Source organism: Thalassobacter sp. 16PALIMAR09 (assembly GCF_000765485.1).
Taxonomy (GTDB): Bacteria; Pseudomonadota; Alphaproteobacteria; order Rhodobacterales; family Rhodobacteraceae; genus Thalassobacter; species Thalassobacter stenotrophicus.
Map to the genome: position 1 here is coordinate 577714 of NZ_JHAK01000002.1, position 24540 is coordinate 602253.

The window sequence follows — 24540 nt, forward strand, 5'->3', positions numbered from 1 at the left end:
AGACATTCAAATTAGGAGGAGCCCACCATGACTGTTGTCGTTGGCAGCGATACCGCACAGACCCGCAAAACCCTGAACATTGGGGCCGCACAGATCGATTATTATTCGATCCCCGCAGCGCAAGCCGCCGGTTTGGGGGATTTCTCAAGGCTTCCGGCGGCATTGAAGGTCGTTCTGGAAAACATGCTGCGGTTCGAGGATGGCGGACGCACAGTGTCGGTTGATGACATTAAGGCCTTTGCGCAATGGGCCGTGCAGGGCGGGCAAAACCCTCGCGAAATTAACTACCGCCCGGCCCGCGTCTTGATGCAAGATTTCACCGGGGTTCCGGCCGTTGTGGACCTTGCGGCGATGCGCGACGGTATTGTGGCACTTGGCGGCGACGCGCAGCAGATCAATCCGCTGAACCCCGTGGATCTTGTGATTGACCATTCGGTGATGATCGATGAGTTCGGCAACCCGCGCGCGTTTCAGATGAATGTCGACCGCGAGTATGAGCGGAATATGGAGCGTTATACGTTCCTGAAATGGGGCCAATCGGCGTTCAACAACTTTCGCGTGGTGCCTCCCGGCACGGGGATTTGCCATCAGGTTAACCTTGAATACTTGGCCCAGACCGTTTGGTCCGATGCCGATCAAAATGGGGTGCAGATCGCCTATCCCGACACGTTGGTCGGTACCGATAGCCACACCACGATGGTCAACGGCATGGCCGTTCTGGGCTGGGGTGTCGGCGGCATTGAGGCAGAGGCCGCGATGTTAGGGCAGCCGATTTCAATGCTGATCCCCGAGGTTGTGGGCTTTGAGCTGACCGGTCAGATGAGAGAGGGCACGACGGGAACTGACCTTGTTCTCAAGGTTGTTGAGATGTTGCGTGCCAAGGGGGTCGTGGGCAAGTTCGTTGAGTTCTATGGCGCGGGTCTGGACACGCTGCCGTTGGCGGATCGGGCCACGATTGCCAACATGGCCCCTGAATACGGCGCGACCTGCGGGTTCTTTCCCATCGACGCGGAAACGCTGCGCTACATGCGCACCACGGGGCGGGATGCGGACCGCATCGCACTGGTAGAGGCCTATGCAAAAGCCAACGGCCTCTGGCGCGACGCGAACTATTCGCCGATTTATACCGAGACGCTTCATCTTGATATGGGCACGATCGTGCCTGCGATTTCGGGGCCGAAACGCCCGCAAGATTATGTCGCGCTGACGGATGCAAAATCCGCGTTCACCCGCGAAATGGCCGAGACGTTTCAGCGCCCGACGGACAAAGAAGTCCCGGTGCAGGGAGAGAATTATTCTCTGTCATCGGGCAAGGTCGTGATCGCCTCGATCACATCCTGTACCAACACGTCGAACCCCTATGTCATGATCGGGGCGGGCCTTGTGGCGCGAAAGGCAGCGGCCTTGGGGTTGAACCGTAAGCCTTGGGTCAAAACCTCGCTAGCGCCCGGATCACAGGTGGTCAGCGCTTATCTAGAGGCGGCGGGCTTGCAAGAGGATTTGGATAAGATTGGCTTTAACCTTGTCGGCTATGGCTGCACGACCTGCATTGGGAACTCGGGGCCATTACAGCCCGAGATATCGGAGGCAATTGCTGCGGGCGATCTTGTCGCCACCTCAGTCTTATCAGGAAATCGAAATTTCGAGGGGCGGATCAGCCCTGATGTACGGGCGAACTACCTCGCCTCTCCTCCGTTAGTTGTGGCTTACGCACTGGCGGGCACGATGGATATCGACCTTACGACCGAACCGTTGGGCCAAGACCAAGAGGGCCGCGATGTGTTCCTCAGGGACATTTGGCCCACACAAGCCGAGATCGCAGAATTGGTTGAGCAGACCGTCACGCGCGAGGCCTTTCAAACCAAATATGCCGACGTCTTTAAGGGCGATGAAAAGTGGCAAAGCGTTGAGACCACGGATCAAAAAACCTATGACTGGCCGCCCAATTCCACCTATGTGCAGAACCCGCCCTATTTTCAGGGCATGGGGATGGAACCCGGTACGATTGAGAACGTCGAAGGCGCCAAGGTATTGGCGGTTTTGGGGGATATGATCACGACGGACCACATCTCACCTGCGGGTGCGTTCAAGGAAACGACGCCGGCGGGCCGCTATTTGATGGACCGTCAGGTGCCCTTGCGGGAGTTCAATTCCTATGGCTCGCGGCGGGGGAACCACGAGGTGATGATGCGCGGCACCTTCGCCAACATCCGTATCAAGAATGAGATGCTGGACGGGGTCGAGGGCGGCTATACCAAGGGCCCGGATGGCACGCAGATGTCGATCTTTGATGCAGCGATGGCCTATAAATCATCGGGCACGCCGCTCGTGATTTTCGGGGGCGCGCAATACGGCGCAGGCTCTAGCCGCGACTGGGCGGCGAAGGGCACGGCCCTTTTGGGCGTGAAAGCAGTGATCGCCGAAAGCTTTGAGCGCATACACCGTTCCAACCTCGTCGGCATGGGGGTGATCCCACTGGAATTCACGGGCGAAGACACGCGCAAAACGCTGGGTCTGACGGGGGAAGAGACTGTCTCGATCCACGGGCTCGACACGGTGAAACCGCTACAGGAGGTGCCCTGTACGATTACTATGAGTGATGGCTCGATCAAGGAAATCACCCTGAGATGCCGGATCGATACCGAGGTTGAGATTGAATACATCGAAAACGGCGGCGTGCTGCATTACGTGCTGCGTAACCTTGCCAAGGCGAGCTAGTCGCGCGGTCAAGCCGATTAGGCCCCGCCGGATGATATGGCGGGGCTGATATGCGCGCGGCCGAGGCTAGACGGGCATGTTGTCCCACATGTCGTCATCGGCTTCCTCAACCTTTGGGGCAGGCTCGGTACGGTCCTGTAACAATGCAGGCTGAAGCAGCATTTTTTGCATTTCGATCATCTGACGCGACCATAGATCGATCGTTTCAGCGGTCGGTGTGTCGGGGGCAGTCCGTGGTAGGGTGGTCATCGTGTTCCTCCTTATTGAGACCTTTGGCAACAGTATGCCCCGGATGTGTGACAGGTTCTTTGCGGTGCATCAGATGAGTGACGTTTTTTGCGCTTACCCACAGGTTGAATAATTGGAGCAGCGCTAGAGTTTGGGCGTGGGAGCAGTTGAACCGGCGCGCGTCTCGGTCCACGATGGTGCCAACCTGCTGGGCGACCCCGCCCGCACCACCGGAAGACACCTAAGGAGTAATGATGGATCTTAGACAATTAGCGCCCGGCTTTTTTGCGGCACCGCAATTGGAGCCCTCAGACATGGCCGCGCTGGCCGCACAGGGCGTGACGACCGTGATTTGTAACCGCCCCGAGGTGGAGAACCCTCCGCCACTACAGGCCGCCGCGATGCAACAGGCCGCTGAGGCGGCAGGCCTTGCGTTTGTGTTCAACCCTATCACGATGGGCGCGATGACGATGGACAACGTGGAGGAGCAATCCGAGGCGATGGCCGGCAGCGAAGGTGCGGTCGTGGCCTATTGTGCGTCGGGCACACGTTCTGCGATTATGTGGGCCTTGGCGCAGGCGGGGCAAATGCCCACCGATGACATCCTCAGTGCAACTGCGTCTGGGGGATATCAGCTGGACGGGCTGCGCGGGCAGATTGACGCGCTCGCGGGTGAAGCATGAGCGGGCTGGACGGCAAACGCTGGCACGATATGGGCGGCGCGCTTGCCGGGCCAATCCCGCAGGATGACCATGACTTTGCCCTTTGGGAAAAGCGGGTAGATGCGTTGATGATCCTCGCCTCAGGTGCGGGGCATTTTTCCGTGGATGGGCTGCGCCGCGCGCTGGAAGACATGGGCGAGGCGGCCTTTGAAACCATGACCTACTATGAGCGTTGGGTCGCGGCGATCAATCAAAACCTGTTGGAGCAGGGGGTCTATTCGATCGCTGAGTTGGGCGAAAAGATGGAGGCCGTGCAGGCGCGCGGTGAGACCTACGGTGAGGCGAGTAATGCTGGATAAGGTACGGGTGCGCACTTGGGCACCGCCGGGGCATGTTCGCACGCCCAGCTACCTGCGCGGCAAAATTGGCGAGGTTGAGCGGACCTTGGGTCCGTTTGGCAACCCCGAGCAGCTTGCATACGGTCTGCGGGCGGACCCCTTGGCCCTGTACCGGGTGCGGTTTCGGATGGGCGATGTTTGGGGGGCAGATGCAGAGCGTCCCGAAGATGTGCTTGAGGCGGAAATCTATGCCCATTGGCTTGAGCCCGTTTGATGGCGTTGGAATTTTGAGTATTTTTGGAACAAAGGAGGGAGGGGTGCGCGATGCCACATGATCACCTTGACCATGATGAATTGAGCCCGTCTGGCCATCCTTACCGTGCAGATCAAGACGGACCGCTGAGCTATTGGCAGGTCATGGAGATCGCGGTGCGGGAGTTGATGATCGAAAAGGGCGTGACAACGGCGGAGGCTGTGTCGGCCCAGATTGAGGCGATGGATGCGCGCAATCCTGCGCACGGGGCCGCAGTTGTGGCACGGGCTTGGGTTGATCCCGCGTTTCGGGCGCGGCTGTTGGCGGATGGGTCGGCGGCCTGCGCGGAGATGGGGTTCGATGTAGGGCCTATGCGTTTGATCGCGGTTGAGAACACTACGGACGTTCACAACGTGGTCGTTTGCACGCTGTGTTCTTGTTATCCGCGCAACTTGTTGGGCTTGCCGCCCGACTGGTACAAATCGCGGGCTTACCGGTCGCGCACTGTGCGTGAGCCGCGCAAGGTGTTGTCCGAGTTCGGCTTGGAGCTGCCCGCGGGAGTTACACTGCGAGTGCATGATAGTACGGCGGATATGCGGTATCTTGTGGTGCCCACGCGGCCCGAGGGCACTGCGGATTTGAGCGAGGCTGACCTTGCCGCGTTGGTCACGCGGGACGCTATGATTGGCGTTGGTGTGGCCAAAGCGCCCTAATCGATGCGTAGCGTCGCAAGGTAGGGGCCATAGTTTTCCCCTTGGGCAAGCACCACGCGCCGCGCCGGTGGTTCGGGCGCGGGGGGCAGTGTGACCGTTAGAGGGCGCGCGCCATCAAAGCGTTCAAGTGCGGTCCAATCCGTTACGACATGCGTATAGGTCACAGATTTGCCTGCGTTCTCACCAGAGGTGATGTCCACGGTCTGTGACGGCGTATAGGTCACAAGCATGATCCGAGCAGGCGGGTCGATTGGATTGTCAGCCTCTGCGCGAATGGTAATGCCGTTCGGGCCTGAAGCCACCGTCATGCGCATGCCGGGCGCGCGTTCTGTGTGGGCCGCAATCTGTTCCATGACTTGCATCGGTTTGGCGCCTGCGACGTGGTCTGTGCCGCCCACCACCATATGTGGCGTGTAGACGACGGTGCTGCCAGCGGCGCGGGCATACCCCTTTTGACGTTTGCCAAAGGCGGGCTGGGCAAAGGTGTCGGGCCAACCGATATAATCCCAATAGTCCACGTGCAAAGCCAGTGCGATCACGTCCTCATTGCGGCCCAACTCACCCAGCAGCGCATCTGCGGGTGGGCAAGAGGAGCACCCCTGCGAGGTGAAAAGCTCCACCACCACGGGATCAGCCTGAACGGCGGATAGGGGAAGAAGGGCAAGAACGCAGGCCGCGAGAGTGTGACGCATCAAGATGGCTCCGATGTTTGGTAATCTTGCATATAGAGCAGCCCACGGCGCAACGCCAATCAAGCAATTGCGAGCGGTGTTAAAGCCAGCGGCGCGTGCGGGAGATATAGTCAAGCGCGGTGTCGCCAAACGTCAGGTGCAAGGCGATCTCTTCGGGTTCGATGAAGCGACGTTGCAAGATGAGGGCGAGGATCGCGGGCAGGGGCAGGGTGACCAGGGCACCGTGCCAGAAAACGGCTGCGGCGGCGATGGCGACCATGCCCAGATAGATCGGGTTGCGGGTTACTTTGTATGGCCCCTCAACGATGAGGATGCGTGGGGTGTGGTGAGGCTCAATCGTTGTTTGTTTTTGGTAAAACCATGACGCGGACCAGGCGATGAGGCCTAGGCCCAGCAGAAGTAAGATGACCGAGATGAATGTGGCGACTGGCCCCGCAAAAGAGGCGAGTGGCAGCCACGAGGCAAGCGCCCACGTCAGGAGCAAACAGGCCAGCAGCCAAAGTGGCGGGAGGTCGGGAAACCCTTTCATCGTGGCCAACACGGGTTAGCGGGCTGCCACGCATGCGCAAACTGCGGCGCTGAGGTCACAAGGGGATGCAAACATTCCATTCGCTCTGGTCGCAAGCGGCAAGAGACTTGTCAACGGCGCTGCGGCTGCGAACACTTAGGCATTATTGATGGATCAGCTTTGCGCGCGGTGTATTTTAGCGCGCGGGTTGGCACAAACCGAGGCATTTGATGAAAGATAGCATGACCCAAACGCGGCTCCAACTTGTGACCCGCCATGATCAGCGAGGTGTGGGAATCATCACGTTGGCGTATCCTCCGCGAAATGGGCTGGAGCCGGAGGTCATTGCCGAGGCTCAATCGGTTGTTCAGGCGGCGCTGTTAGATGCTGATGTGCGGGCACTGGTGATAACGGGCGGGGGCACGGGTTTCGCGTCAGGTGCGGATTTGCGTGGCGCGGTGGCGCGGCCGGATTCCGCATTATCGGCGCTGTGTCGGATGCTGGAGGATGCGCGCAAGCCGACTGTCGCCGCGATCCATGGGGCTGCGATTGGTCCGGGACTAGAGTTGGCGTTGGCTTGCCACTTTCGCGTCGCACAAGTGGATACGCAATTCTCATTCCCGGACATCGCGCTGGGCTGGTTGCCTGCGGCTGGCGGAATACAAAGGTTAACGCGGATTGTCGGCGGGCGCGCCGCCATGAGCGCGCTGCTGGGTGGGCGCGCATTCGGCACGCCGCGGGCTGAACAATTGGGACTTTTGGATATAGTCACCCAAGGCGCACCATTGGACGCCGCGACAACACGCGCCTTGCAGGTTGCCCCGCGTCCGACGCGAAAACGGTTGGATGCCTTGGTCCATTCCAAGCTGGATCTTGAGGCTCTGGACGCGGAACGGACCAAACGGGCTGTTGTTGATGCGCCAACTGGTGCGCCACGTGCAATTCTGTCCTGTATTGAGGCCGCTTTGACGGATGATATGGCATCTGGTTTTCGGCTGGAGGCACGATTGGCGGCAACCTGTGCAGAGGACCCGGCTGCGCGGGCGCTGCGTGCTATCTTTCTTGCGCGGCGGGATGCGGTGCGGACCAAACCCTTAGATACAGGGCAGGTTTCGGTCGGACGGCTTGGGCTAGTGGCAAGCGGTGATGCGCAGAGTGATCGGATCGCCGCCCTTTTGGGAGCCCGCGCTTTGCGTGCGAATTTGGCATTGGTTGTAGGCGGCGATGATCCTGATGCCCGCGCTAGCCTGAGTGCGCAGATTGAGCGTCACCTCCAGCGGTCCGAGGTTGCAGGTCATCTTTCGGCCGGACGCCTCAATGCGCTAATGAATGGGATTAACCTAGCTGAGAATTTGCAGGATATCGGGTCATGCGATGTGGTGTTTATGGGCGGAGTGCGGCCTGATGTGCTTGCATATACGCGGGACGATGCAGTTTGCTTGTGCCCGTCGGACGGGCAGGCCGGGCCTGCGCCGGTGGCAGTTCAAGTGTTACCTTGTCGGGGGTTGATGACGCCACGCGCGGTGTTGGAGCTGTGCCCGTCTGAGACTACCAGCCCAAAGGCTCGGGCCCTTGGCCTCGCATTAGCAGGTGTATTGGATCAGCCCACGATTGAGGTGCCAGCAGGCAAGCCACCGGTGTTGCCCGCGCTTGAGGCAGCTTGGCTCGTGGCAGCAGATCATTTGCTTATGGCGGGGGCGAGCGTGGCGCAGATCGACGCGGCCTTTGCCAAGGCTGGCTGGCGCGAGGGGCCGTTTGTACGGCAAGACCGCTTCGGCATTGTGGCCACTCGGACCCGCATCGCACAGGCCGCGGCGTATCAGTCGGAAGGCGGTATCAAACTAGCCGCATCCTTGATCGCAGCGGGGCAAAACGGGATCAAATCCGGTTTGGGCTATTACACGTGGGACGCCGGTGAACTTGTGGGCGAAAATCCGGCGGTTCAATCGGCGATTGCGCTTTTGCAGCCTGCCCAAAAACCGGTCCTTGATGCCGATATCGTGCCCTATTGCGCGGCGGCGATTAGCAACCAAGCGGCGCGGATTTTGGGAGCGCAAGGTGTTGCCCGCGCCTCTGACCTAGATGTGGCGGCTGTGTTTGGGCTCGGTTGGCCGCGCGGTCAGGGCGGTCCCATTTGGGCGGCTGAGGATGAGGGGCTTGGCCTCTTTCTGAGCCGTATCTGGGGCTATAGCACGCGCGATGCCACGTTTTGGCAGCCCGCCCCACTGCTCGAAAACGCCGTGGCCAAGATGCGGGAAACGCTTGTGCCCTAAAGCGTTCGGCGGGGTGCGCCTGCGTGGTGTGCTACCCTCGCTAAGACGTCTACGCCCATCTGGGCGGCTAGTCCTAGGATGTCGATTGGTAGCCAATTTTCCGCGATCCGGTCACCATCGAACCGGTAAAAGTCCATGACTGACATTTTGATGGGTCGGCCTGTGGGGGCCATGCCGAGGTATTCACCCGTGTGGGTCGCGCCCACGTCACCGCCCGTTACGGCAAAGTCACCGTCCCCAATTCGGATGAAATGACCTATGGCGTAACGATCTGGAAAGGCGTGTAAAAACGGTATCTGGTGATGCGCGCGAAATCCTGCAAGGCCGCGGGTCGTACCGATACCGCCCCCGGCATAGTACATAAAGTTTTCGGTCCACCAGTCAGACATCGGCATGGAATCGAGCGATTTTCCGTCAAAGCTCAAAAGGGCGTCGTGCATCGCAAAAACGCGGGCCAGTGCATCTGCAGGACCCGCCCTGTCGAGCAAAACACCGCCACCGCCTTTGGGGCCCGGCCAGAGACCCGGCGCACCAAGAGGTGCGGCCAAGGGCCAGCGGCCCACTTGCAACAACAGGTCCGCAAGATCCCAAATTAGCCAAGATCGCAGCAGGCGACCGTCCTCAAAGTAATGCGCCTCGCCGTAACGCAAGGTGACGACGCCGTGGCTGGGCGGAATGCCAAACAGTGGCGCGCTAAAGGTACCTTGATAACTGCCCATGCAGGCGACCAGCGGTCCAAATCGCTCAAACTTCGCCCGCGGGTCAGGATGGTTTTCACCCGCAAGAAAAATGTCGTCTCTCCGCTCCCCATCGGGGAGGGCGCGGCGCAACGCGTGCCATATCTCCGCTACGTCCGAGCCGCCTGTCACATGGCCGACCGGATGCATGGCCTGTGCTTGGGCGTCTTCGTGCGGGGCGATGGTGCCGGAGAAAAGGCCCTGAAGGGTGGCGAAAGCCTCTGATTTCAGCTGAGCGAGATCCATTTGACGATGCGTTCCGTGATTTTTGCAAACCTATGCAAAAACTCTTGCCCCGCCCTGCGCGCGCTGTCTAGTGTGCTTGCGACACAACAGAGGTAGCAGATCATGGCCGAGATCGTCTTGAAGGATGTGACGAAGCGTTGGGGCGATTTCGTCGGCGTGCATAAATTTGATCTGACGATTGCTGATCGGGAATTTTTGGTCCTTTTGGGCCCCTCTGGCTGCGGCAAAACCACGACCATGCGGATGATTGCCGGTCTTGAGGACCCGACGTCTGGTGACATCGTTATTGGCGGCAACCGGGTTAATGACCTCGACCCAAAGGATCGGGATGTGGCGATGGTGTTCCAAAGCTACGGTCTTTATCCGAACATGGACGTCTATGAGAACATCCGTTTTCCACTGAAGGTGCGCAAAGTGCCAGAGGCCGATCATCATGACAGGGTGATGAAAGCTGCCGCCATGGTTGAGTTGGAAGAGTTTCTGCATCGCAAACCCGCCGCGTTGTCGGGTGGACAGCGTCAGCGGGTCGCCTTGGCGCGCGCAATCGTGCGTAAGCCCCAAGTTTTCTTGATGGATGAGCCGCTTTCCAACCTTGATGCAAAGCTGCGCGTATCGACCCGTGCACAGATCAAAAACCTGAGCCATGAGCTTCAGGTGACCACGATTTACGTCACACACGACCAGATCGAGGCTATGACGCTTGCGGATCGTGTGGTGGTAATGAAGCAGGGCAAGGTGCAGCAAGTTGGTACCCCGACCGAGATTTATGATCGACCGGCCAATACGTTTGTCGCGGGCTTCATTGGCAACCCTGCGATGAACCTGATGGAGGGTGAGATGCGCGACGGCACATTTACGGGCGCCAACATCATTGTTCCCGGTTTTAGCGGCGTTGCAAATGGCCCCGTGATCTGTGGGTTTCGTGCTGAGGACGCCAGCGTCGCGCAGGGCGAAGGCCAGTTGAGTGCCCCAGTTTATTCGATGGAATTATTGGGCGATAGCACGATGGTCACCGTCAAAGCCGGAGGCGCATTGGCGGCCGTGAAGGCGGGAAAAGAGTTCCGCACACAGATCGGTGCGCCCTTCGCCGCCGACATTCCAGTAGGCATCTGCCATCTGTTTGATGCGCAAACCGGCGAACGGGTTGGCTAAGACGTTTGATCTGATCGCTGTCGGGGGCGGGGCTGCGGGTGCGACGTGCGCTGGCCGTTTGGCGGCTCAGAATTCCAAGGCAGTTGACGCGCATATCGATGCGCATCTGGGAACGGCGTATCACCCGGTTGGAACATGTGCGATTGGTGCGGTCGTTGGCCATGATCTGGCAGTTCGTGGCATTCACAGGCTATCGGTTGCTGACGCGAGTGTTATGCCGCGTATCACATCTGCGAATACAAATGCGCCCTCTATCATGATTGGCCACCGCGCAGCGCGGCTGATCACACAACAAATCAAAGCCAAATAGCAAAAGGACGTCCCCATGAAAGGCAGCCGCCCCGAACAAGCCACCCTCACGCGTGAAACCGATATGTCCAAGACCGAAGAGACCCGGGCGGTCATCGAAGGTATGGTCGATGGATTGAATGACCACCGCATTGCCGACATCGGAGAGTTCTTTGCTGAAGGTTTTCGTTGGATGGGTAATACGGGGTGTGGCACCAAAGAAGGCCTGCGCGCGTTTCAAGAAAACTGGCAAAAGCCCTTTCAGGCTGCGTTTTCGGACAAAGTCTGCGTGGATGAAGCGCGACTTTACATGGGTGAATGGGCTGCAGCTTTTGGTCGGCAAGAGGCCAATCATTCAGGCCGGTTTATGGGCGTCGAAGCCACAGGTAAGCGGATTACAATCCGCTACATGGATTTTTGGAAGGTTGAGAACGGTAAGATTGTCGACAATTACGTGATGGTCGACTTTCCCCACGTGCTCGCACAGCTCGGGGTTGATGTTTTCAACGGCGAAGGTTGGGAAGCGTTTGATCGCGGTGAAAAGCAGTCGCCACAGCCGGGGTAAGCGTCAGCTTAGAAAGATGCCGACAACAACCAGCATCAAGCCTAGCGCGGAGATAGCCACGGCACCGAGGTTCAGTGCCACCAACCCGCGCAGGCGCAGCTCCATTTCTGCACCTTCAAGTCCTGCACGCTTGGCTTTCACCGCAATGGCGACACACCATACAAGCAGGGCTATTCCCGCGAATGTCATGCCTGCGCCGATCCACACCATCCATTCCATGGTTTTGCTCCCTTTGAGTTGCCCTTCGCTAGCGTCAGAATCCCCGTTGCGCAAGACGGGTCGTCAGGATAGGCACAGTGCTCATTCCGTTCCGCAGGAGCTTGCTTATGTCCGATATGTCCGCCGAAACCCACTCGAACTCAACGCCCGATAGCTACCGTGTCACAGCCGACGAACTGCGTCAGTTCATCGAACGTCTTGAGCGCCTTGATCAAGAGAAGAAGGACATTGCTGAGCAGCAGAAGGAAGTGATGGCCGAAGCTAAAGGGCGAGGCTATGACACTAAAGTTATGCGCAAAGTAATGGCGCTGCGGAAGCGTGAGCCTGACGATATTGCTGAGGAAGAGGCAATATTGGACATGTACAAAGAAGCCCTGGGGATGCGCTAGGCGTTCTGTGGTTCCAGCGTGGCCTTGGTGTTTGAACCAAAGGCTACGTTCTAACTTGCACGCTGCTTATGCCACTAAAGCGTTCTGTCCGTCTTCTGCTGTACTCGGCTGTGTTTTGAATGCGCCAACCGCGCCCATTAGGCTTGCTGCTTCCTCGTTCATTACATTGATAGCCGCAGTTGTTTCCTCGAACATTGCTGCGTTTTGTTGGGTCGATTGGTCCAGATGAGCACATACTTCGTTTACCTCCGCGAGGCCTGAACTTTGTTGATCCGACGTTTCTGCAATGCGTTGAATCCGGTCGGCAATTTCCTGCACTCGCGTGGCGATCGCTTCAAGAGAAGAGCGGCTTTGGTCGACCAGTGCCACACCGTCCCCGATGCTTTTGTCGTTGAGTGAAATCAAGCCGGCAATCTCTTTTGCGGCCTCAGAAGAGCGGCCCGCTAGACTGCGAACTTCATTGGCGACAACCATAAATCCGCGACCAGCTTCACCCACTCGGGCGGCTTCAACGTTAGCATTCAGGGCCAAAAGGTTGGTTTGGAAGGAAATGTCGTCGATCAGGTCAATCACCTTGTTGATTGCGGCGGAGCTTTTCTTGATCTCCTCCATCGCCTGAACAGTTTCTTGCAGAAGAGTATTGCCTTGATGGGTTGCCCGGTTCACATCGGCGGCGTCTGCGCTGGCTTCACGTGCGATGCCAGATGCCTCTTGAACCGACGTCGTGAGCGCGGCCAAGGAGACGGTTGTTTCTTGGAGCGAAGCCGCATTGTTTTCAGTCCGCTTTGCCAAGTCTTGAGCGGCAGAAGCGATGCTATCGGTTGAGTCGCGCATATTCATGCTGCTGTCGCGGATGCTGCTAACGATTTTCGTCAAGCTGTCCATCGCATCGTTTACGCTGCCAATGATCAGTTTGAAAATACCATCGTATTGGCCTGCAACTCGGTGGCTCATATCGCCCTCAGCCAAAGCTTCAACCGCTGTTTTAATAGCAGAGAGGCTGGTTTCCGTTGCCTCACCGATCTCATTTATGCCGACGCAAAGCTCTTTGAATGTGCCTTCTTTGTCCTCGACGGGGAGCCGCTTTGAGAAATCACCATGGGCGAAAGATCGTACAACTGACGCGATCTCCTCCGCGATCTTTTCGTTCGTTTTGCGGGCTTGTTCCTCATTCGCGGCTTCGGCCAAAGCGGTTCGTTCCGCAGTCGCGGCTGCTTCGCGCTCCTGCTGTCGCCGTGTTTCGACTTCGTTGCGTTCACGCTCCTGCAACTCTGCTTCTCGGGCTTGAGCCTCAAGAATGCTGTCGCGGAATGACGCGATTGCGGCCGACAGTTGCCCCAGTTCGGTTTCTGTTACCTCGGGCACTTCGGTTTGCAATTCGCCCTCTGCCATTTTTGTCGCGACAGTTGAGATTTCGACCACCGAGTTGCGAATGACCCGTGCCATCAACACGCTGAAGGCCAAGCACAAGAGAAAACAGGCTGTTAGCCCTGCGACTGTCAGGATACCGTTTGTGAGGATTTGTTTTTGGGCGGTATTGGTGAACGCGAGCAAATCTGCGGTAAGCGAGTCTTCAAATTCCTTCAAAAGGTTGATTTTGTTTGTCTGCGCGGAGAAGTGTGTGGGCCCTGTGATGCCTTCAGTTGCACCGCTTAATCCGCCCGCGTTCGCCACATCGCGCATACGCTGAACACTGGTCGCGGCCTCAGAGGACATCAATGTATCAAACCGAGCGATCTGTTCTGCGGTCGCGTCGGCTTTGAACTGCGAATAGTATACGTTTTGCGCAGCGATCAGCACGTTGAGGCGGGTTAGGGACTGCACCGTAAAGCCCGCCGCGAAGCCACCGGAGCCGATGGCGCGCTCAATGCCGGCTCGCTCCTTGCCTTGTAAGAAAGCGGAATAGGCGGAAATGGCTGCAAAGCTGCGTGGGTCTGGGCTTTGCGCGGCAAAGGCGCGGATTGCTGATAAGACGTCTGCGTTGAGGTTGGTGTAGTAAGCGACAGCCTGGCCCACCGAAACCGATTGCGCATCCACTTGCGACCGCATGTCATCCATCACGGCAAGCTGGGTCACGATGCCCTTAAGCTGTGGATTGATCGGATTGTCAGGATACCGTTGCGATAGCTCTGCAATCTGCCCTTTGATCTCTGCTCGTAGCTTCGTCGTCAACTCGCGCTGATCACGCAATTCGGGGCCGAATGTTTGACCCTTCGAGCTAAGAAATAGGGCGGATGCGCCCCGCTCTTTTTGCTGTTCATGCACCAATGCGGATAGCCGCGTTGAAAAGGTCGTATATGTGATTAACGTGCTGTAATCACTGTATTCCCTCACGCTTTTCACAGTGGAAAAGAGCGACAGCATCGCGGCAAGAACAATGGGCAGGGCGGTCGCTGCGAGGATAGCCCAAAGAATCGGTTTATGGCGAAGGAATGCAGTGATTTTGGGCATCAGGAGCTCTCAGGTTGTGCGAGTGTTCCATCCTGCTACCGCAAAATTCTTTATTGTCTGTGAACAGGCAGGCCGCGCTATGGGCCTGCCGTAGTTTTTGGGGCGTTACAGCGCCCGCCACCCGATATCACGGCGGCAAAAGCCACCGGGCCAATCAATTGTATCGACCATGTTATAGGCGCGTTCGCGTGCCTCCGCGAGGCTATCTGCCCGCGCGGTCACGGCCAACACCCGGCCACCTGTTGCCACGATTGCGCCGTCTTTTGCCGCTGTACCTGCGTGGAACACCATGGTTTTGCTGTCTTCTGGAATGTCGTCCAGTCCGTTAATCTTGCTGCCTTTTTCATAGGCGCCAGGGTAGCCATTGGCAGCCATCACAACGGTCATCACGTGATCATCTGCCCAGTGCACCTGCGCTTGCGAAAGCCGCCCTTCGGCACAGGCAAGCATAACATCCAATGCTTGCCCACCAAGGCGCATCATCAGGCATTGGCACTCTGGGTCACCAAACCGCACGTTATATTCCACGAGGCTTGGCTGGCCGTCTTTGATCATCAGGCCGACGAACAAAATACCCTGATAGGGGCTGCCGCGACGTGCCATTTCCGCCATTGTTGGCCGCACGATTTGCGCAAGTGTAGCCTCTACCACTTCGGGGGTCATCACGGGCGCGGGGGAATACGCGCCCATACCGCCAGTGTTGGGACCGGTGTCGCCATCACCGACGCGCTTATGATCTTGGGCGGTGCCGAGCGGCATGATGTTTTCGCCATCGACCAGTACGAAAAAGCTGGCCTCTTCACCTTCGAGGAAGGCTTCGATCACGACCTCCGCGCCGGCATCACCAAACGCACCGCCAAAGATATCCTCTAGCCCCGCAAGGGCTTCGGCCTCTGTCATCGCAACAATCACGCCTTTGCCCGCAGCCAGCCCGTCGGCCTTTACGACGATGGGCGCGCCCTGTTGGCGAACGTAATCCTGCGCGGGGGCCAGTGCGGTGAAATGTGCGTATGCGGCGGTTGGGGCACCTGCGGCATCGCAGATCTCTTTGGTGAACGCCTTGGAGGCTTCTAGCTCAGCCGCGGCTTGGCTGGGGCCAAAGCAGGCGATGCCCGCCGCGCGGATCACGTCAGACACGCCAGCGGCCAAAGGCGCCTCAGGTCCGATGATCACAAAATCCACTGCATTTGCCACGGCAAATTCCGTCACCGCAGCGCCGTCCATAATGTCGAGGTCTGCGCACCAAGCGAGATGGGCCATACCCGCGTTGCCGGGCGCCACAATCAAGCGGTCACATTTTGGGTTTTGCTTGACCGCCCAAGCCAGCGCATGTTCGCGCCCGCCGCTGCCGAGGATCAGAATATTCATGCGGGCCTCCTTGGGCATCATCCAGTTGACCTCGGTTTACGCGCCTCGGCCCCCGCCCGAAAGAGGCAAAACGCCCGCTTGGCAAGGCGCTGTGTCGCGCCTAATGTCGCGCTGCAAACGCACAGGTGAATTATGCACATCGGTATCTTGCAATGCGGCCATACCTCGGGCGAGGTCGCAGCGCACCACGGAGACTTCGACGCAATGTTCGAGGGTCTCTTTGACGGACACGGCCTGACCTTCTCCAGCTATGACATCGAAAACATGGTCTTTCCGCCTAGCGTCACCACTTGTGATGGCTGGCTTCTGACTGGCTCAAAGCACGGCGCATATGAGGACCACCCATTCATTCCTCCGCTTGAGGCGTTCATTCGTGACGCCTATGCAGCGGGTATCCCGCAGGTTGGGATTTGCTTTGGCCATCAAATTATGGCGCAGGCTATGGGCGGAAAAGTTGTCCAATATGATGGTGGCTGGGGGATTGGACGCGCTGTTTACCGCATGGGGGACCGCGATATCGCGCTGAATGCGCTGCACCAGGATCAGGTTGTCACGCGGCCTGAGGCGGCTCGTGTTCTGGCTTCTTCTGATTTCTGTGAGAATGCCGCGCTGGTGTACGGGGACCGCATGCTTTCGCTTCAGCCGCATCCTGAGTTTTCACCGCAAGTGATTGAGACCTACATTAAGATGCGCAGAGGCATGGCAGGCTATGACCCTGACCGCATGGATGCGGCGATGGTTGCGTTGGATGAGCCCATTGATCAGGCACCAGCCGCTGCCATGATCGCGGCCTTCTTCAAGGATGCACATAATGGATGATTGGCTTTCTGGATTACCCGAGCACGCGCGCTCCTACCTTGAGGGGCGTCGTCTGGATGAGGTGGAATGTATCGTTTCGGACCTGTCGGGCATTGCCCGGGGCAAGGCGATGCCGGCGGCTAAATTCGCCAAGCAGTCTCATTTTTACCTGCCTGCCTCAATCTTTCAGCAAACCATCACAGGTGAGTGGGCCGACGATGGGGACCAGCCATTCCTTGAACCCGACATGATCCTGCAACCGGACCTAGAGACTGCCTGCGCGGCACCCTGGACGGCAGATTGGACCCTGCAAGTTATCCACGACATGGTTGATCCTGACGGCGCGCCTGTGCCCGTCGCTCCGCGCAACGTACTGGCGCGTGTCGTCGCGCTTTACCGTGCCCGCGGGTGGGAACCCGTCGTTGCCCCAGAGATGGAATTCTACCTTGTTGCGCGCAACACGGACCCTCGCCAACCCGTGGTTCCGCCCTTGGGGCGCTCGGGGCGGCCAGCGGCGGCACGACAGGCCTATTCCATGTCTGCGGTGGATGAATACGGTCCCGTCATCGACGATATTTATGATTTCGCCGAAGCGATGGGCCTCGAGATTGATGGCATCTTACAAGAGGGCGGCTCGGGTCAGATCGAGATGAACCTGCGCCACGGCGATCCGGTGAAACTGGCCGATGAGATATTCTATTTCAAACGCATGATCCGAGAGGCCGCTCTGCGCCACGATTGCTATGCCACATTTATGGCCAAGCCGATCCAAGATCAGCCGGGCAGCGCGATGCACATTCACCACTCAGTCGTTGGTACGGATGGTAACAACATTTTTGTGGACGCGCAGGGCGAGGAAACGCCTGCCTTTTCGCACTTTATTGGGGGCATGCAAAAGCACCTGCCGCAGGTGATCGCGCTTTTGGCGCCTTACGTGAACAGTTACCGCCGGTATGTGCCGGATTTCGCCGCACCAATTAATTTGGAATGGGGGCGTGATAACCGCACCACGGGTCTGCGCGTGCCGATTTCGAACACGCAGGCTCGGCGATTGGAAAACCGGATCGCGGGAATGGATTGCAACCCTTACCTCGGGATCGCAGGGTCACTGGCCTGTGGCTACTTGGGGTTGGTCAATCAGATTGAACCGGCAGAGCAATTCAAAGGCGACGCCTACGCGAGTGATGAAGGCATCCCGCGAAATATGGCCGAAGCGCTGGATCTGTTCGCCGAGGCGACCGAGATCCATGAGGTCCTGCACCCGCGATTTGCTGAGATTTATCGCTCTGTGAAGGATTTGGAATATCGGGCCTTCCTACAGGAGATTTCCCCGTGGGAGCGGGAGCACCTGCTGTTAAACGTATGAGCTGGCTGCATGCCAATGGCCCGTTGAGCCAGCATCCAGACAGCTATTATGCGAGCCTTCAGTCGCCGATACCGTTGTACGAACCTCTGCGTGGGGCAACGACAGCTGATGTCTGTGTCGTGGGTGGTGGGATCACGGGCCTATCGACGGCTTTGCATGCTGCGCAGATGGGCCAAGATGTCATTGTGCTGGAGGCTGCGCGCTTTGGCTGGGGCGCGTCGGGGCGGAATGGCGGGCAAGTAGGCAGCGGCTTTAATTGGGATCAGCGCAAGCTGGAGAAAAAGCTGGGCGTTGAGATGGCCGCTCAGCTTTGGACACAGGCGGAAGAGGCTAAAGCACTCACCCGTGAGTTGATCGAGGCGCATGCGCCAGAGGCCGATTATCGGCCCGGCATTGTTCATGCGTTTTCGCGCGAGCAAGAGGCGACAGGCTACGGCGAACACATGGCACATATGGCGGACCGGTATGGCCAGTCGTTAGATTTATGGTCAAAGGATGAAATGGCCGCACGCCTCGGCACGCAGGTCTTTGCGGGTGGCGTGGTGGATATGAGCGCAGGTTTTTGTAACCCGCTTGCCTATGTCGCGGGGCTGGTCCGCGCATGTGAGGAGGCCGGCGTCAGGCTGTATGAGCGTTCTGAGGTGCATCGGCTGACATCAGGCCTTGTCCAAACGGGCGGCGGCGAAGTGCGCGCGGCCAGTGTGGTGCACGCGACCAACGGGTTGGGCCCGCACCTGACTAGGCGTGTGGCAGTGCGGGTCCTGCCCATCAATAACTTTATCGCCGTGACTGAACCTTTGGGCGATGCAGCCCCCATGACTGATCCGATCGCGGTGGCGGATGATAGGTTCGTCGTGAATTACTTTTGGCAAACCCGGGATGGGCGGTTGGTTTATGGCGGTGGCGAAAGCTATGGCAAACGCTATCCATCTGACATTGCCACGCGTGTGCGGCAGAACCTTGGACGGGTATATCCGGAGTTGGCGGATGTGCGGTTTGATCACGCGTGGGGGGGCACCCTAGCAGTGACGGCCACAAGGTTGCCCTATGTCGCGGATCTGGGCGGCGGCGTTTTTGCGGCGGGCGGGTATTCAGGTCACGGCTTGGCCTTGTCAGGGCTTGCGGGCAAAGCCCTTGCGGAGGCGATATGTGGCGACCGAACACGCTTGGGCCTGCTGGGTAACTTGCCCGTGCCTGCATTGCCCGGGGGGCGGATGTTTGGAGGCTTGATGGCGACCGGCGGGATGATGTGGGCGGCCGCTATGGACCGGTTGCGCGGTTGAATGGGGCTCTGCCCCCGTCCTGCGGACGCCCCCGGGATATTTTTAAACCAAAGAGTGCTTAGAAGAGGGAGCCTTGATTGGGCGGGGGTGTTTTTTGTTTAAGTTTCTTGGGAGTGGTTGGCGTGACTGGTTTACGCCCGTCTGCGAATTCGATTTCCACAGTTTCGGCTGATTTGAGGGCTTTGTGGGAGGTGACGACGGCATCATCGCCCCAGACGACGGCGTAGCCGCGTTTGAGTGTTTCTTCGTAGCCCAAAGATAGGCGCATCCGTTCCAGTGCATCGAGTTTGGCGCGCAGAGCGGCGACCTGTGATTGGGCGCGCGGGGCGAGGCGGGCTGTGGCGGTTTGGAGGCGTTGATCTTGGGTGCGCAGGGCTGCGCGGAGAGTGTTGGGTGTCATGCGCCCTTCGAGCCGTGACAGTGCCATGCGGCCAGAATTGGTGCGTGCGCGCAATGCGTTTGGTAGGCGTTCTGAACTAAGGTCGAGGCGCTGGCGCGGTTGAGATAAAAGCGTGTCGGGGCGTGGTAGAGCGCGGGCCAGATCGGTGGCGCGTTGGGTGCGCTGGCGCAGGCCCATGCGAAGCGTCTGTGTCATCCGTGCACCCTGTTGATCGACCCAGCCCATCAGGTCCAGCCGCACGGGTACGGCCATTTCCGCGGCGGCGGTCGGGGTAGGGGCGCGTTGATCGGCGGCGTAGTCGATCAGCGTGGTGTCCGTTTCGTGCCCCACGGCTGAGATCAGGGGAATGCGGCTTTCGGCGGCGGCGCGCACGACGATTTCTTCGTTGAAGCCCCACAGATCCTCGATCGAGCCACCGCCACGGGCCACGATGATCAGGTCCGGTGTGGGCGCGCCCTCGGGCATCGCGTTGAAGCCGCGGATCGCATTCGCGACTTCGGGGGCGCAGGGTTTGCCCTGTACGGCCACGGGCCAGATAATCACACGCCGTGGGAAGCGGTCGCGCAAGCGGTGCAAAATATCGCGGATCACGGCGCCGGAGGGCGAGGTGACGACGCCGATGACCTCGGGCAGGTAGGGGAGGGGTTTCTTCCGTTCCGGCGCGAAGAGACCTTCAGCGGTAAGCTGTTGCTTACGCTTTTCGAGCATGGCCATCAGGGCACCTGCGCCTGCGACCTCTAACTCCTCAACGTTCATGTTGTATTTTGACTGGGCGCCGTAAGCCGTGAGGCGGCCTGTGACGATGACCTCCATCCCCTCTTCGGGCTGTACGCTGAGCCGGGCGGCTTGGCCTTTCCATGTGGTGCAGGCGAGCGTGTTGCGATCGTCTTTGACGTCGTAATAGATGTGTCCTGACCGCGCGCGGACGACACGCCCGACCTCTCCGCGCACGCGAATGCGCCCAAACTCACCCTCTAGGGTGCGTTTGACGGCGCCCGACAGCTCGGACACGGTGAATTCAGGGGCGTTTGATCCGTTGGGATCGCCGGTGGGGTCGTCGTCAAGGAGGTCCATGGGCAAAGGTTAAACCGTGTCGAGATAGAGGTCCATGCGCTCTGCGTCGGTTAACTCGCTCACGTCGGTCAATTCTTGCTTTTTGGTCAGCAGAAGGTTCTGGATCAACCCCTCGGGCAGGAGGCGCTTGATCCAAGGATCGCGTTCAAATCGGGCGATGGCCTCGGCCCAAGTCTCGGGCGTTTGGGGCAGGTCTAGCGCGTATGCGTTGCCGGTGATCGGTGCAGGTGGTTCATTGGCGTCCTCGATCCCTGCGAGGGCCGCGCCCAACACGACCGCGAGCATCAAGTAAGGGTTAATGTCACCGCCCGCGATACGATGTTCGATGCGGCGCGCTACGGGAGGGCCGGAGGGCACACGGATGGCCGCCGTCCGGTTTTCATAGGCCCATGCGAGCCCTGTGGGGGCATGGGCACCGGGCACAAGCCGGTCGTAGCTGTTGGCGTGGGGGGCGAAGATGAGCATCGATGCGGGCGTGGCTGCCAGTAGGCCCGCGATGGCGTGGCGCAGGGTTGCTGTGCCCTTTGGGCCGCCATCGTCAAAGATGTTCTTGCCGGCCTGATCGAGCACGGAAAAGTGCGTATGCAGGCCGTTGCCCGCATAGTCGGGATAGGGTTTGGCCATAAAGCTGGCCGCAAATCCGTGTTTGCGGGCAAGGCCTCGGACCAACAACTTGAACAGCCATGCGTCATCCGCGGCTTTTAGGGCATCAGGTTGATGCATCATGTTGATTTCAAACTGGCCCAGACCTGCCTCGGAAATGGCGGTGTCCGCGGGAATGTCCATGGCCTCGCAGGCGTCGTAGAGTTCGGTAAAGAACTGATCGAACGCATCCAGCTGGCGCATGGCCAAGGTCTCGGCTCCGGCGCGGCGTTTGCCAGAACGGGGCGAGGGCGGCACGCGCAGGACGCGGCGACTGTCATCGATCAGGTAAAATTCTAACTCGGTCGCCACTACGGGCGTCAGCCCCTTTGCGGTGTAGCGCGCGACGACGGCGTTCAGTGCATGACGCGGGTCACCGGCAAACGGACGGCCATCGTCGTGGAACATCCACAGCGGCAGCAGAGCGGTGGGTGTTTCGAGCCACGGCATCGGCACATAGCCCCGGTCGGTGGGCAACAGAATGCCGTCCGCGTCGCCGGTGTCAAACACCAGCGGGCTGTCTTCGATATCTTCGCCCCAAATATCTAGATTGAGGACAGAAAACGGGAACCGTGTGCCCTCGTCCTCAAGTTTGTGGGCAAAGCGGCGGGGAACACGTTTGCCTCGGGCTTGGGCGTTTAGATCGCACGCAACCGCGCGGACAGAGTGAATGTGCGGGTTGTCGTGGAGCCAACTCATCGGATCAGTGTGGGCCTTATCTTTAGCTTGGGAGCCTTGCCGAGGTGTCGGTTCAGGCGACGATTGATCGCCCCCATGGACAGGATCACCACCAAGGTCAGCAGGATGAAATATCCCGCAAGAATGGGGTAAGGCACAAAGGGATTAAAGGTCTTATCGGCGAAATAGTTCGCGTAATACAGGGCGTCGCCACGTTGCTGGCGCGCGGGAAAGCCGGAAAAGAACACCAGTGCTGTGGCGTGAAACAGAAAGATCGCCTCATTCGTGTAGGCCGGCCAAGCGAGGCGCATCATCGTGGGGAACGTGATGCGGCGGAATTTGGCGTAGCCGGATAGGCCATAGGCGTCCGCGGCCTCCATATCGCCCTTTGGGATTGATTTAAGCGCGCCGAAAAAGATTTCACCGGAGTAGGCGGCGGTGTTGAGGAACAACACAATCAATGCGCCCAACCATGCCGACGAAAACGCATCAAAGATCGGCGAGACGCCTTTGAGCGAGAGAAAGAAGAAGTAGGCGAAGAAGAATTGAATAAACAGCGGTGAGCCGCGGAACAAGAAGATGAACCATTCCGAGGGTTTGCGCACCAACCGGTTGCTGGATGCCTTGCCCATCGCCACCGCGACCGCCAGCACAAAGCCCGCGAGCAGTGCGAAAAAGCCGAAGTATATATTCCACAACATGCCCGAGCCGATGAGGGTGAACTGCTGGCACAGGGTAAAATCGCTGCGGGGGAGTAGTCGCTCACCGTAGCCGAGCGCGCGCAGGCCATAATCGCCAATGGTTTGCAGGCAGCTGTCCATCAGGCGGCTTTCCTTTGTGCTTCGCCGCTGGTGGTGGCTTGGCCGTGGGTCAGGCGGTTCATCAGGCGTTCTAGCACGACCTCGGATACGCGCGTAAAGGCGAGGTAGAACACCAGCAGAAACAGAAAATACCACATGCGCCAATCGCCGTGAGGGTAGTCTGTGAAGCGCGGGTTAGCCGTGCCGCCCAGTTCGCGCGCCCAGTAAACGATGTCTTCAACGCCCAACAGGAATAGCAGGGGCGTGGCTTTGATCAGAACCATCCATAGGTTGCTCAGGCCGGGCAGGGCATAGACCCACATTTGCGGCACGAGAATGCGCCAGAACGTCTGGCGGTGGGTCATGCCGTATGCCTCAGCGGTTTCCAGTTGCGCGCGGGGCACCGCCTGCATTGCCCCGTATAGGACGTTGGCGGCAAAGGCGCCGAACACGATGGCAAAGGTAAAGACCGCAAGCGCGAAGCCGTATACCTCATGCACCCATTGTGGTGCGTTGCCCAAGGGCAGTTTGGCCGCGTCACAGACGATGAAATCGTTGCCCTGTCGGATTGGTTGGTCCCAGTCGGGGCAAAGTGCGCTGTGGCGCAAGAACTCTAGCCCCTGATCGAGGGCGATCACAAAGAACAAGAAAAATGCGATGTCGGGCACACCGCGCACCACGGAGATATATCCGTGCCCAAGCCAGCGCACCGGCGCAATGCGCGACCGCGCGGCAGACGCCCCGCCAAACCCCATCGCAAGAGCCGTTGGCGCGGTGACCGCAAGCAACAATAGCACAGTGACGAAGGCCCAATAGAAGTTCGCATGCTTACCCGTGGTGAAGTAGCAGGCGAACCACTGGTAGGTCTCCAGGGTCGAGGGATCGGTGCAGAATGAGAACATAAGATAATGGAGGGCGGCAGGTGTAACCCCGCCGCCCAAGCGCGATTAGAATTTCGCGCCGACTTCCCATTTTTCGATCAACGCGTTGAGCGAGCCGTCTGCCTTCATGGAGGAGATTGCTGCGTCCATTTTCGCCTTCAGCTCACCGTCGCTTTCGCGCAGGCCCATGCCAACGCCGCCACCGATCAGCTCTTCACGCTCCAGCTTGGCTAGCTCTGCGTCAGCCTCAACGATTGGCGCCAGAAAGCTGTCGTCGGCCAAAACGGCGTCTGCTTCACCGGCTTTGACGGCAGCAACCGACTCCTCGGGGGAGGCGAATTCCAGCAGCGTCGCGCCCATTTCAGCCACAAAAGAGGCTTGGATAGTGTTGGTCTGAGCCGCGATCACGGCGGTTTCGACGTTCAGGCCTTCGTTGCCCGCAGCCACCAAGTAGGAGGATGGATCGGGTTGTGTGTAGTTCTGAGTGAAGTCGATGACTTCATCACGCTCGGCGGTGATGGACATGCCAGCGATGATGGCGTCGTAGTTGCCGGACACGAGGTTGGGGATGATGCTGTCCCACTCGTTTGTGACCCACTCACAGGTCAGTTCGGCGCGTGCGCACAGCTCGTCACCCAATTCGCGCTCAAAGCCGTCAACTTCGCCAGCGTCGTTGAGGAAGTTGAAGGGAGGGTATGCGCCCTCGGTGCCCAAACGGACAACGGAGTGGCCATCGGCAAATGCCGCGCCCGCGCCGATTGCGAGAAGTGCGGTGGATAGGATCAGCTTGTTCATGGTGGTCTCCCGTTAGCTGGTTT

General features: G+C 59.0%; 25 protein-coding genes. 13 read left to right on the forward strand and 12 right to left on the reverse strand.

Annotated elements, in window-relative coordinates; all coding sequences use genetic code 11:
* The first annotated feature begins 27 nt into the window (after nucleotides 1–27).
* Nucleotides 28–2718 (forward strand): aconitate hydratase AcnA, encoded by a 2691-nt coding sequence (acnA, locus tag PM04_RS06685; RefSeq protein ID WP_038004817.1) that lies wholly within the window; start codon nucleotides 28–30, stop codon nucleotides 2716–2718.
* Nucleotides 2719–2784: 66 nt separating this feature from the next.
* Here the strand turns inward: acnA and PM04_RS06690 are convergent, their stop codons facing one another.
* The gene (locus tag PM04_RS06690) at nucleotides 2785–2967 is read right to left on the reverse strand and encodes a hypothetical protein (protein WP_038004818.1); all 183 of its coding nucleotides are present in this window, start codon (nucleotides 2965–2967) and stop codon (nucleotides 2785–2787) included.
* Between the two features lie 230 nt (nucleotides 2968–3197).
* On the opposite strand from PM04_RS06690, the gene PM04_RS06695 reads away from it, so the two are divergent.
* Genes PM04_RS06695 through nthA form a run of 4 tightly spaced genes read left to right on the forward strand, consistent with a single transcriptional unit; the run spans nucleotide 3198 to nucleotide 4912 of the window.
* Nucleotides 3198–3629 carry a TIGR01244 family sulfur transferase gene (locus tag PM04_RS06695; protein WP_369793298.1) on the forward strand — a complete coding sequence of 144 codons (432 nt, stop codon included), beginning with the start codon at nucleotides 3198–3200 and terminating at the stop codon, nucleotides 3627–3629.
* On the forward strand, nucleotides 3626–3967 hold the full coding sequence (locus tag PM04_RS18315) for an SH3-like domain-containing protein (RefSeq protein WP_038004820.1): 342 nt from the start codon (nucleotides 3626–3628) through the stop codon (nucleotides 3965–3967). The genes PM04_RS06695 and PM04_RS18315 overlap by 4 nt, the downstream gene beginning before the upstream one ends.
* Entirely contained in the window at nucleotides 3957–4220 is a 264-nt protein-coding gene (locus PM04_RS18320; protein ID WP_038004821.1) for an SH3-like domain-containing protein, read from the forward strand. The genes PM04_RS18315 and PM04_RS18320 overlap by 11 nt, the downstream gene beginning before the upstream one ends.
* A gap of 50 nt (nucleotides 4221–4270) precedes the next feature.
* Nucleotides 4271–4912, forward strand: coding sequence for a nitrile hydratase subunit alpha (nthA, locus tag PM04_RS06710; RefSeq protein ID WP_038004822.1), 642 nt, complete (start codon nucleotides 4271–4273; stop codon nucleotides 4910–4912).
* Here nthA and PM04_RS06715 read toward each other — a convergent pair.
* A complete protein-coding gene (locus PM04_RS06715) occupies nucleotides 4909–5604 on the reverse strand; it encodes a thioredoxin family protein (RefSeq protein WP_052068231.1) in 696 nt (231 codons plus the stop codon). The genes nthA and PM04_RS06715 overlap by 4 nt on opposite strands.
* 79 nt (nucleotides 5605–5683) lie before the next feature.
* The gene (locus tag PM04_RS06720) at nucleotides 5684–6133 is read right to left on the reverse strand and encodes an isoprenylcysteine carboxylmethyltransferase family protein (RefSeq protein ID WP_038004823.1); all 450 of its coding nucleotides are present in this window, start codon (nucleotides 6131–6133) and stop codon (nucleotides 5684–5686) included.
* A 221-nt stretch (nucleotides 6134–6354) separates the two neighbouring features.
* On the opposite strand from PM04_RS06720, the gene PM04_RS06725 reads away from it, so the two are divergent.
* A complete protein-coding gene (locus PM04_RS06725) occupies nucleotides 6355–8385 on the forward strand; it encodes an enoyl-CoA hydratase-related protein (protein WP_038004825.1) in 2031 nt (676 codons plus the stop codon).
* Here the strand turns inward: PM04_RS06725 and PM04_RS06730 are convergent.
* The gene (locus tag PM04_RS06730) at nucleotides 8382–9368 is read right to left on the reverse strand and encodes an ester cyclase (RefSeq protein WP_052068232.1); all 987 of its coding nucleotides are present in this window, start codon (nucleotides 9366–9368) and stop codon (nucleotides 8382–8384) included. The genes PM04_RS06725 and PM04_RS06730 overlap by 4 nt on opposite strands.
* A gap of 102 nt (nucleotides 9369–9470) precedes the next feature.
* Here PM04_RS06730 and PM04_RS06735 point away from each other — a divergent pair, with 102 nt between their 5' ends.
* Genes PM04_RS06735 through PM04_RS06745 form a run of 3 tightly spaced genes read left to right on the forward strand, consistent with a single transcriptional unit; the run spans nucleotide 9471 to nucleotide 11373 of the window.
* Nucleotides 9471–10520 carry an ABC transporter ATP-binding protein gene (locus tag PM04_RS06735; RefSeq protein ID WP_038004827.1) on the forward strand — a complete coding sequence of 350 codons (1050 nt, stop codon included), beginning with the start codon at nucleotides 9471–9473 and terminating at the stop codon, nucleotides 10518–10520.
* A complete protein-coding gene (locus PM04_RS06740) occupies nucleotides 10513–10830 on the forward strand; it encodes a GMC oxidoreductase (RefSeq protein WP_234702815.1) in 318 nt (105 codons plus the stop codon). The genes PM04_RS06735 and PM04_RS06740 overlap by 8 nt, the downstream gene beginning before the upstream one ends.
* A gap of 15 nt (nucleotides 10831–10845) precedes the next feature.
* Nucleotides 10846–11373: an ester cyclase gene (locus tag PM04_RS06745; protein WP_038004831.1), complete on the forward strand. Its 528-nt coding sequence runs from the start codon at nucleotides 10846–10848 to the stop codon at nucleotides 11371–11373.
* A 3-nt stretch (nucleotides 11374–11376) separates the two neighbouring features.
* On the opposite strand, the gene PM04_RS06750 is transcribed toward PM04_RS06745, so the two are convergent.
* Nucleotides 11377–11592: a hypothetical protein gene (locus tag PM04_RS06750; protein WP_038004833.1), complete on the reverse strand. Its 216-nt coding sequence runs from the start codon at nucleotides 11590–11592 to the stop codon at nucleotides 11377–11379.
* 107 nt (nucleotides 11593–11699) lie between these two features.
* Between PM04_RS06750 and PM04_RS06755 the strand changes: the two genes are divergently transcribed.
* Nucleotides 11700–11981, forward strand: a complete 282-nt coding sequence (locus tag PM04_RS06755) for a DUF2312 domain-containing protein (RefSeq protein ID WP_038004835.1) — start codon at nucleotides 11700–11702, stop codon at nucleotides 11979–11981.
* 66 nt (nucleotides 11982–12047) lie between these two features.
* Here PM04_RS06755 and PM04_RS17350 read toward each other — a convergent pair whose 3' ends face one another.
* Nucleotides 12048–14432 carry a methyl-accepting chemotaxis protein gene (locus tag PM04_RS17350; RefSeq protein ID WP_052068233.1) on the reverse strand — a complete coding sequence of 795 codons (2385 nt, stop codon included), beginning with the start codon at nucleotides 14430–14432 and terminating at the stop codon, nucleotides 12048–12050.
* 105 nt (nucleotides 14433–14537) lie between these two features.
* Nucleotides 14538–15800, reverse strand: coding sequence for a phosphoribosylamine--glycine ligase (gene purD, locus PM04_RS06765; RefSeq protein WP_038004837.1), 1263 nt, complete (start codon nucleotides 15798–15800; stop codon nucleotides 14538–14540).
* A 132-nt stretch (nucleotides 15801–15932) separates the two neighbouring features.
* Between purD and PM04_RS06770 the strand changes: the two genes are divergently transcribed.
* The 3 genes from PM04_RS06770 to PM04_RS06780 are packed head-to-tail and all read left to right on the forward strand — an operon-like array spanning nucleotide 15933 to nucleotide 19247.
* The gene (locus PM04_RS06770) at nucleotides 15933–16619 is read left to right on the forward strand and encodes a type 1 glutamine amidotransferase (protein WP_038004840.1); all 687 of its coding nucleotides are present in this window, start codon (nucleotides 15933–15935) and stop codon (nucleotides 16617–16619) included.
* A complete protein-coding gene (locus tag PM04_RS06775; protein ID WP_038004843.1) occupies nucleotides 16612–17964 on the forward strand; it encodes a glutamine synthetase family protein in 1353 nt (450 codons plus the stop codon). Before PM04_RS06770 ends, PM04_RS06775 begins: the two co-directional genes overlap by 8 nt.
* A complete protein-coding gene (locus PM04_RS06780) occupies nucleotides 17931–19247 on the forward strand; it encodes an FAD-binding oxidoreductase (protein ID WP_161785686.1) in 1317 nt (438 codons plus the stop codon). The genes PM04_RS06775 and PM04_RS06780 overlap by 34 nt, the downstream gene beginning before the upstream one ends.
* Before the next feature lie 58 nt (nucleotides 19248–19305).
* Here PM04_RS06780 and xseA read toward each other — a convergent pair whose 3' ends face one another.
* From xseA to PM04_RS06805, 5 genes are read right to left on the reverse strand one after another with little or no spacing between them, the layout of a single operon-like run.
* Nucleotides 19306–20721 carry an exodeoxyribonuclease VII large subunit gene (xseA, locus tag PM04_RS06785; RefSeq protein WP_038004846.1) on the reverse strand — a complete coding sequence of 472 codons (1416 nt, stop codon included), beginning with the start codon at nucleotides 20719–20721 and terminating at the stop codon, nucleotides 19306–19308.
* A 9-nt stretch (nucleotides 20722–20730) separates the two neighbouring features.
* A complete protein-coding gene (locus tag PM04_RS06790) occupies nucleotides 20731–22062 on the reverse strand; it encodes a glutamine synthetase family protein (protein ID WP_038004848.1) in 1332 nt (443 codons plus the stop codon).
* Nucleotides 22059–22862: an ABC transporter permease gene (locus PM04_RS06795; protein WP_038004850.1), complete on the reverse strand. Its 804-nt coding sequence runs from the start codon at nucleotides 22860–22862 to the stop codon at nucleotides 22059–22061. Before PM04_RS06795 ends, PM04_RS06790 begins: the two co-directional genes overlap by 4 nt.
* Nucleotides 22862–23743: an ABC transporter permease gene (locus PM04_RS06800; protein ID WP_038004852.1), complete on the reverse strand. Its 882-nt coding sequence runs from the start codon at nucleotides 23741–23743 to the stop codon at nucleotides 22862–22864. Before PM04_RS06800 ends, PM04_RS06795 begins: the two co-directional genes overlap by 1 nt.
* Nucleotides 23744–23788: 45 nt before the next feature.
* A complete protein-coding gene (locus PM04_RS06805; protein WP_038004854.1) occupies nucleotides 23789–24517 on the reverse strand; it encodes a transporter substrate-binding domain-containing protein in 729 nt (242 codons plus the stop codon).
* Nucleotides 24518–24540: the final 23 nt, after the last annotated feature.

Coding starts and splice junctions, on each gene's coding strand:
- PM04_RS06750 (WP_038004833.1), bottom strand. CDS start 11,592: ATGGAATGGATGGTGTGGATCGGCGCAGGCATGACATTCGCGGGAATA.
- PM04_RS06715 (WP_052068231.1), bottom strand. CDS start 5,604: ATGCGTCACACTCTCGCGGCCTGCGTTCTTGCCCTTCTTCCCCTATCC.
- PM04_RS06800 (WP_038004852.1), bottom strand. CDS start 23,743: ATGTTCTCATTCTGCACCGATCCCTCGACCCTGGAGACCTACCAGTGG.
- PM04_RS06805 (WP_038004854.1), bottom strand. CDS start 24,517: ATGAACAAGCTGATCCTATCCACCGCACTTCTCGCAATCGGCGCGGGC.
- PM04_RS06755 (WP_038004835.1), top strand. CDS start 11,700: ATGTCCGATATGTCCGCCGAAACCCACTCGAACTCAACGCCCGATAGC.
- PM04_RS06770 (WP_038004840.1), top strand. CDS start 15,933: ATGCACATCGGTATCTTGCAATGCGGCCATACCTCGGGCGAGGTCGCA.
- PM04_RS06795 (WP_038004850.1), bottom strand. CDS start 22,862: ATGGACAGCTGCCTGCAAACCATTGGCGATTATGGCCTGCGCGCGCTC.
- PM04_RS06730 (WP_052068232.1), bottom strand. CDS start 9,368: ATGGATCTCGCTCAGCTGAAATCAGAGGCTTTCGCCACCCTTCAGGGC.
- PM04_RS06745 (WP_038004831.1), top strand. CDS start 10,846: ATGAAAGGCAGCCGCCCCGAACAAGCCACCCTCACGCGTGAAACCGAT.
- PM04_RS06695 (WP_369793298.1), top strand. CDS start 3,198: ATGATGGATCTTAGACAATTAGCGCCCGGCTTTTTTGCGGCACCGCAA.
- PM04_RS06725 (WP_038004825.1), top strand. CDS start 6,355: ATGACCCAAACGCGGCTCCAACTTGTGACCCGCCATGATCAGCGAGGT.
- acnA (WP_038004817.1), top strand. CDS start 28: ATGACTGTTGTCGTTGGCAGCGATACCGCACAGACCCGCAAAACCCTG.
- xseA (WP_038004846.1), bottom strand. CDS start 20,721: ATGGACCTCCTTGACGACGACCCCACCGGCGATCCCAACGGATCAAAC.
- PM04_RS06690 (WP_038004818.1), bottom strand. CDS start 2,967: ATGACCACCCTACCACGGACTGCCCCCGACACACCGACCGCTGAAACG.
- nthA (WP_038004822.1), top strand. CDS start 4,271: ATGCCACATGATCACCTTGACCATGATGAATTGAGCCCGTCTGGCCAT.
- purD (WP_038004837.1), bottom strand. CDS start 15,800: ATGAATATTCTGATCCTCGGCAGCGGCGGGCGCGAACATGCGCTGGCT.
- PM04_RS18315 (WP_038004820.1), top strand. CDS start 3,626: ATGAGCGGGCTGGACGGCAAACGCTGGCACGATATGGGCGGCGCGCTT.
- PM04_RS06720 (WP_038004823.1), bottom strand. CDS start 6,133: ATGAAAGGGTTTCCCGACCTCCCGCCACTTTGGCTGCTGGCCTGTTTG.
- PM04_RS18320 (WP_038004821.1), top strand. CDS start 3,957: ATGCTGGATAAGGTACGGGTGCGCACTTGGGCACCGCCGGGGCATGTT.
- PM04_RS17350 (WP_052068233.1), bottom strand. CDS start 14,432: ATGCCCAAAATCACTGCATTCCTTCGCCATAAACCGATTCTTTGGGCT.
- PM04_RS06790 (WP_038004848.1), bottom strand. CDS start 22,062: ATGAGTTGGCTCCACGACAACCCGCACATTCACTCTGTCCGCGCGGTT.
- PM04_RS06735 (WP_038004827.1), top strand. CDS start 9,471: ATGGCCGAGATCGTCTTGAAGGATGTGACGAAGCGTTGGGGCGATTTC.
- PM04_RS06775 (WP_038004843.1), top strand. CDS start 16,612: ATGGATGATTGGCTTTCTGGATTACCCGAGCACGCGCGCTCCTACCTT.